The organism is uncultured Corynebacterium sp. (assembly GCF_946998835.1).
Taxonomy (GTDB): Bacteria; Actinomycetota; Actinomycetes; order Mycobacteriales; family Mycobacteriaceae; genus Corynebacterium.
This window is the reverse complement of the sequence record NZ_CAMQAZ010000054.1, coordinates 1-6,714: the sequence shown is the minus strand read 5'-3', so window position 1 is coordinate 6,714 and position 6,714 is coordinate 1. Positions and strand designations below refer to the sequence as shown.

7 protein-coding genes are annotated in these 6,714 nt (G+C 58.3%); 5 read left to right on the top strand and 2 right to left on the bottom strand.

Annotated elements, in window-relative coordinates:
* Positions 1-64 precede the first annotated feature (64 nt).
* On the top strand, positions 65-526 hold the full coding sequence (locus tag Q0U90_RS11320) for a GatB/YqeY domain-containing protein (protein WP_297455187.1): 462 nt from the start codon (positions 65-67) through the stop codon (positions 524-526).
* Positions 527-591: 65 nt separating this feature from the next.
* Here Q0U90_RS11320 and Q0U90_RS11315 read toward each other — a convergent pair whose 3' ends face one another.
* Entirely contained in the window at positions 592-2,976 is a 2,385-nt protein-coding gene (locus Q0U90_RS11315) for a transglycosylase domain-containing protein (RefSeq protein ID WP_297455184.1), read from the bottom strand.
* A gap of 378 nt (positions 2,977-3,354) precedes the next feature.
* On the opposite strand from Q0U90_RS11315, the gene Q0U90_RS11310 reads away from it, so the two are divergent.
* The 4 genes from Q0U90_RS11310 (at position 3,355) to Q0U90_RS11295 (ending at position 5,535) form a co-directional block, all read left to right on the top strand.
* The gene (locus Q0U90_RS11310) at positions 3,355-3,717 is read left to right on the top strand and encodes a WhiB family transcriptional regulator (RefSeq protein ID WP_297455181.1); all 363 of its coding nucleotides are present in this window, start codon (positions 3,355-3,357) and stop codon (positions 3,715-3,717) included.
* 47 nt (positions 3,718-3,764) lie between these two features.
* A complete protein-coding gene (locus tag Q0U90_RS11305; RefSeq protein WP_156324724.1) occupies positions 3,765-3,926 on the top strand; it encodes a hypothetical protein in 162 nt (53 codons plus the stop codon).
* A gap of 181 nt (positions 3,927-4,107) precedes the next feature.
* Complete coding sequence (locus Q0U90_RS11300; RefSeq protein WP_297455174.1) at positions 4,108-4,584, top strand: RidA family protein; 477 nt, start codon at positions 4,108-4,110, stop codon at positions 4,582-4,584.
* A gap of 135 nt (positions 4,585-4,719) precedes the next feature.
* Positions 4,720-5,535: an MBL fold metallo-hydrolase gene (locus Q0U90_RS11295; RefSeq protein ID WP_297455171.1), complete on the top strand. Its 816-nt coding sequence runs from the start codon at positions 4,720-4,722 to the stop codon at positions 5,533-5,535.
* 670 nt (positions 5,536-6,205) lie between these two features.
* Here Q0U90_RS11295 and glxR read toward each other — a convergent pair.
* A partial coding sequence (glxR, locus tag Q0U90_RS11290) for a CRP-like cAMP-activated global transcriptional regulator GlxR (RefSeq protein ID WP_297455168.1) occupies positions 6,206-6,714 on the bottom strand: 509 nt, incomplete at its 5' end.

The window sequence follows — 6,714 nt, the reverse complement described above, 5'->3', positions numbered from 1 at the left end:
GGTTGGAAAAAGCGCGCGATGTCATGACAGAGACACTAGCAACTACAGCGGTAATCTAGTGCGTATGAGTGAACTGAAGAACACAATTGTCTCCGATATGACCGCCGCGATGAAGGCCCGCGACAAGGAAACCGTTGCGGCGCTGCGCATGCTGAAGGCCGCCATCCAGACCGAGGAGGTCTCCGGCTCCAAGCACGAGCTCACCGATGAAGAGGTGCTGCGTGTGATTGAGCGGGAGGTCAAGAAGCGTCGCGAGTCCGCTGAGATGTACGCCGAGAACGGCCGCCAGGAGCTCGCCGACGCCGAGCTCGCCGAAGCAAAGGTTTTCGCTCGCTACCAGCCGGAACAGCTTGACGACGACGCCGTGAACAACCTCGTCGCGGAATCCGTGGCCGAAGTTGCTGGCGATGACGCGCCCAGCATGAAGATTATGGGCCAGGTCATGAAGGTGGCCAAGGAAAAGGCCGCTGGCCAGGTTGATGGCAAGCGCCTTTCCGAGGCCGTTAAGGCTGCCCTGCAGGGGTAGTTCGCGGTTCGGCTTTCGCAGTTCGGCTTTTCGGATAGGCACCGCGGCTGCCTCCTAGAACGTTTCTAGAATGGCAGCAGCGGAACAAGGTCCCGCAGATCCGGTGCCGGGGGAATATCCGGTAGCGGAATTTGCGGAAGTGGGGCTGGCCGTGAAGGTTGCGGTGACGGGGAAGGCCGATTCGGCCGACGAGTGCCATCGGAGACTCGAATGGTGACGGTGCCGCCCTTGAGTAGTAGTGGTGGCTGGTCCTGGCCCACTACGATTCCCCGTGGTTCACCTGTGTGGGAGGCCGTTCGTTCCTCCACCTTGTAGCCAGCTTCCACCAAGACATCCCGCGCCTCAGGCTTCTGCATGCCCACGACATTCGGCATCTGGGTGATAGAGGTGCCCAGACCGTAGTCCGAATCCAGGGGTGGGAGGTTCTTTCCGCCGTAGTCCTCGATAATTGGGCCGACGGCGCCGAACCAAGTCCGAGCAGGCTCGCGGCCACCGAACAGGTTGCCGTTCGGACACTGCCGCAGCGGTGCCGTGCATAGCTCGGTGACTGTCGGGGTGTCGTTGTATGCATATACCGAACCAGCTAAACCGCCGGTGAACCCCAAAAACGCTGCGGACTGATTCGACTCAGTAGTTCCTGTCTTGGCGGCCACTGGGCCTTCCCAGTTCAGTTCCTTCGCAGCGTCTTTGGCCGTGCCATCGGAGGCATCGCTGCTGAGCGCATTGGCAATAGCGTGGGCGACTCCCGGCTCTACAGCCTGCTCGCACGGCGGTACGTCCAGCTTGACTTCGTTGCCCTTGGCATCCGTAATCGACTCAATCGGTGAAGGCTCACACCATCGGCCATTGCTTGCCAGAGTGGCTGCGACGTTGGACAGCTCGAGGTTATTTACTGGAGTCGGGCCCAGTACGAACGAACCGAGCTTATGGTGCGAGACATACTCCTGCACAGAGGACTCCCCGTCAAAACTGCCCGGTTCCGTGTACGAGCGCATGCCCAGACGTACGGCCATATCCATCACGCCATCAACGCCAACCAGTTCTGAAATCTGAATAAAAGGAGTATTCGGCGATTTCGCAAGCGTCTCACGCAGCGACATCGACGGCGGGAAATTACCAACATTCTCTACGCAGTACAGGCCCGGCGGGCAGCCGGTCGCGCCACCGGTTCCCAACCCAGAGGCCTCATAGCGGCGTGGCACCGGGAACTGAGTATCAATGCCCAGCCCCTTTTCCACCGCTGACGCAGCCGCGAAAATCTTAAAAATCGAGCCCGCGCCGTTGCCCACTGGCGTAAACGGCTGGGGCTGTACTGTCTGCATGTGCTCGCCATCCAGGCCGTATACGCGTGACGACGCCATCGCCAGCACCCTCCTGGAGTCATCTCCAGGCTCAAGCAAACTCATGACCTCGGCTGCGCCGTTTGCAGTCGGTGACGCCTGCTGGTGCAAGGCCTCCTGCACACTGTCCTGAACTCGCGGGTCCAGTGTGGTCTTTACGTGAAGACCGCCCCTTTTGAGCTTCTCGGTTTCAATACCGTGATTTTCTAAGTAGGACACCACATAGTCACAGAAAAAACCACGATTGCCTGCAGCGATGCAACCCTGTGGCAGACGCCGAGGCTCCGGTAGGATCCCGAGATCGGTCTCCATGGCATCTTGCGCCTCTTGCGGAGTGATTGCACCCGTGGATTCCATAGCCGCAAGCACGTCGTCACGCCGTGCATGAGCGCCATCCGGATTTGTATAGGGATCGAGCCCAGAGGATTGCTGAACCATGCCCGCCAGCAGCGCGGCCTGCGGGATATTCAGTTCCGCGGCCGGAATGCCGAAGTAGGTGTGAGCTGCGACTTCAATGCCAAATGCGCCGTTGCCGAAGGGGACCAAATTAAGGTACTTGGTAAGAATTTCGTCCTTCGTCAGCTCGTCTTCCAAATCGCGGGCAATGCGAATCTCGCGGACCTTGCGGCCATAGTCCGTAGCAGTGGCGGCGCGACGCTCCGCTTCCGACTGTGCGTCCACGAGCAGGGTGTGGTTTTTGATCAACTGCTGCTCAATAGTCGATGCGCCCTCTTGCACCGATTGCGACATGAAGTTTTTCACCGCCGCACGGACGGTACCCTTCCAATCCACGCCAGAGTGTTCGTAAAAGCGCCGGTCTTCCACGCTGACCAGTGCCTGCTTCATCCTTGGCGAGATGCGGTCCGACGGCACATTAATCCGACGCTGATCGTAGAGCCATGCAATTGGCTGATCATTACGGTCCGTAATAGTGGTGAGCTCAGGCGCGTCCTTGGAAATCACCGATCGCGATGCCGCCGTAAACTCATCGGCCGTACGCGCAACGAGGTAGGCCGAGCCGCCCACCAGAGGAAAGAGGGCGCTGGCCATAATCAACGCAGCCAGCACAGTGGCAACGGAGAGCTTGAACAGCGTCGAACCTTTATTCACAGCAATCACACTACAAGGTGGGGCGGATTGTACCGAAGTGGGTTTTCGAAAACTGGCCCCGGTGTCACGTGCTGCTGGGTCGGCAAAACGCCTGGCGAGCAGGGAAGGACGTTCCAAGCGCCCTTACATTACCGGGCAACTGGTCGTGTGGTGGTTTCTGGAAAAAGATTTCCATAGTGATGCAAATCACCCCCGCGCTTTTGTTGGGAAAAGTTGACCGACCTGCGCCGTTGCAATTAGAGCTGCGCCACGACCACCCTCTTAGTGTGATGCAATCGACATTATTTGAAAGGTGTGAATAGACTTACAACAAAATTTCAGCACTATTTAGTTGAAACTATTTCGGAATAACGAAATCGCAGGCACGAGGAGGCTACAATGACCGCCACGATTCCAGATCGCAACCGCACTGCTGCTACGCCAGGCTACGAGCTCGGAGTAGAGAGCTTCCGCGATCGCCAGGAATGGGTCCCGCGCGCTAAGTGTCGTGATATTGACCCGGATAAGTTGTTCGTTCGCGGCGCCGCGCAGCGCGAGGCCGCAGTTATCTGCCGCCACTGCCCAGTGGTTCTACAGTGCCGTGCCGACGCTCTGGATAACCGCGTCGAGTTCGGTGTCTGGGGTGGCCTGACGGAGCGTCAGCGCCGCGCAATGCTCCGCGAGCACCCGGAAATTACTTCATGGGCCGACTTCTACGCTGAGCAGTACGACGCTCAGCGCAAGGCCAAGCTGGTTAAGTAACACCGGCCCCCAGCGCGCGAGGCTGGGGGACAGATAAAGTAGCTTCCATGACTACTAAATGGGAATACTTCACCGCACCGCTACTCATTCACAACACCAAGGCCATTCTGGACAACTTTGGCGAGGACGGCTGGGAGCTCGTCACTGTTCTCCCCGGTCCTACCGGGGAAAACCACGTCGCTTACTTCAAGCGCCCGAAGGCAGACTAATACCTTCTAGTGCCTTCCTGATGCATTTTCTAATGCTTTTGGTCATGCCTTCGGTTGGCAGCTGACCTCTGTGCTAGCTGCCAACTCGATTTGTCCAACTTAGTTCGTCGAGTCCGACTTCTCGGGTCTAGTCGGCGACCCCGATAGCCCGGCCCAGCTGCCGTGGAAAGGCTTAATTTAAATGAGCAACTCTGAATCTCGCACTCCTTCACAGGCTCTCGAAGCCCTGGGGCTTACCCTGCCTGCAGTTGCCGCCCCGGTTGCTGCCTACGTTCCCGCAACCCGCACAGGCAACCTCGTTTTCACCTCCGGTCAGCTCCCGTTCGTCAACGGCGAGCTCACCCATGTCGGCCACGTCGGAGCAGAGGTCGCTGCCGAGGAGGCCAAGGAGGCTGCACGTACTTGCGCTCTTAACGCTTTGGCTGCAGTCGATGCCGAGGTTGGCCTCGACAATGTCGCCCGCATTGTGAAGGTGGTCGGCTTCGTCAACTCCGCCGCGGGCTTTACTGGACAGCCGGGCGTTATCAACGGAGCATCTGAGCTTTTCGGTGACGTCTTCGGCGAACACGGTCAGCACGCCCGCTCTGCGGTGGGTGTAAATCAGCTTCCGCTGGACGCTCCCGTGGAAGTCGAGATCATCGTTGAAGTATCCCAGTAGCTGCTGTATTGGCTGCCGTGAGCAGCGGGGATGCTGTGTTCTCCGGGGCGTCGTAAAGCGTGCTTACACCCAAATGAGCCGATTTGGAGGACGCAGCGCGCTCCCCGGATTGCGCAACCACGTAGGATAGGGGACATGGAGCATCCTGCGTATAGCCAACTGCGTCAGATTTCTCAGTCTGTGGGCGTCGTTCTTTGCCCGAACCCCAGCTACTCTTCGCTGGAGGGCACGAACTCCTACATTATTAAGGCTGAGGGGGATAGTCGCAGCATTGTCATCGATCCGGGTCCGGAGGACGAGGGACACCTGAACGTCCTCCAGCGTTACGCCGGCGACGTTGCGTTGATTCTGCTAACACACCGTCATGGCGACCATGCTGATGGTGCCGCGCGTTTCCGTCAGCTCACCGGCGCGCCTATTCGCGAGCTGGAGTCTCAGTACTGTGCGGGAGGTCAAGATCCGCTTGTCGACGGCGAACGTATCGCCCTCGACGGAGTAACCCCGCAGATTGAGGTCGTGGCAACCCCTGGCCACACCGCTGATTCTGTCTGCTACTTCATTCACTCTGGTGATGGCGAGGACGATGTTGAAGGCATCGTTACCGGTGACACTATCGCTGGTCGCCACACCACTATGATTTCGGAGACAGACGGCGACCTGGGTAAGTACATGGAAACCCTGGAAATGTTGGATTCGCGCGGCAAGGGCGTTCGTTTGTTGCCTGGTCATGGTGCTGACCTGCCGGACATCACTGTTATGACGCAGAAGTACATTGAGCGTCGTAAGCTGCGCCTGCAGCAGGTGAAGGATGCTGTTGCCAAGTTGGGTGACGAAGCTACGGTCGATCAGATTGTGGATGAGATTTACACCGATGTCGATCCGGTCCTGCGTCATGCTGCTGAGCAGTCGACTCGTGTGACGCTGCGCTACCTGCGCGATCACGGGGAGTAGTTGCTGGGCTTTGGCTTAATTAAGACTTGGCCGAATCTGAACTTGAATCGCCGCATAAAAAGAGCGTGTGACCTGCTGTTTTGCAGGTTGCGCGCTTTTTGTTTTGGGCTAGTGCTGGTTGGGGGGGGTGGGGGAGGCTGTGGTTGTGCTGGGCTGAGTCTGTGACTTCTGGCTCAAAAATAACCTATAGCTCAAAAGTGAACATATGGCTTTGTATACGCGGCCGAACGTTATTCTCGAGCCACAGGTCGCCTTTGAGCCATACGTGGCGGTGGCATGGCCTCGTCGGGGCCAGCTCAATCACGTATCGATGAGGTATCCACTTGTCGATGAGCTATAGCGCACGCATAAGTGAACATCGCATCGACAAGTGATTGATGAGGGGAGAAATCGGTGAATGGTGCATCGATAGGTGCCGGGAAAGTGTCGATGAGTGGCAGAAAAAGCGGGAAGCATCGATAAGTGCGCCAAACTTGACCATATTTCGGCCGGTGGGGTGGGGCCAGCATGGCAGGCCAGCGTGGTAGGCCAGCGGGGAAGACAACAAAAATCCCGCGAGCCTCATGCGTTTCACGTGCTCCTACGGGAACCGAGGAACCAAAAGCAGAGGCTGCGGGATGTGAGTCGTTTGGGCAGCGCCATAAGCGCACGAACTACCGTGCGCAACAAGCTACCGTGCGCGGCGGGCCAGACGCTCCGTATCAGAGATGAGCACAGACTTGCCCTCAAGACGGATCCAGCCGCGGTGAGCGAACTCTGCCAAAGCCTTGTTAACGGTCTCGCGAGAAGCGCCAACAAGCTGTGCAATCTCCTCCTGGGTCAGGTCGTGGTTCACGCGGAGTGCGGAACCCTCCTGAACGCCGAAGCGGTTGGCGAGCTGGAGCAAGGACTTGGCCACGCGACCTGGGACATCGGTAAAGATAAGGTCAGCCAGCGAGTTATTGGTGCGACGCAAGCGACGGGCCAACATGCGCAGCAACTGTGCCGGGACATCTGGGTGTGACGAAACCCATTCCTGCAGCTGATCGGCGCTCATGGATGCGGCGGAAACCTCGGTGACGCAGACTGCCGAAGAGGTACGCGGACCTGGGTCGAAGATGGAAAGCTCGCCGAACATGTCAGATGGGCCCATGATGGTCAACAGGTTTTCACGACCGTCGGCTGAGCGACGAGCCAGCT

Coding starts and splice junctions, on each gene's coding strand:
- Q0U90_RS11310 (WP_297455181.1), top strand. CDS start 3,355: ATGACCGCCACGATTCCAGATCGCAACCGCACTGCTGCTACGCCAGGC.
- Q0U90_RS11295 (WP_297455171.1), top strand. CDS start 4,720: ATGGAGCATCCTGCGTATAGCCAACTGCGTCAGATTTCTCAGTCTGTG.
- Q0U90_RS11300 (WP_297455174.1), top strand. CDS start 4,108: ATGAGCAACTCTGAATCTCGCACTCCTTCACAGGCTCTCGAAGCCCTG.
- Q0U90_RS11320 (WP_297455187.1), top strand. CDS start 65: ATGAGTGAACTGAAGAACACAATTGTCTCCGATATGACCGCCGCGATG.
- Q0U90_RS11305 (WP_156324724.1), top strand. CDS start 3,765: ATGACTACTAAATGGGAATACTTCACCGCACCGCTACTCATTCACAAC.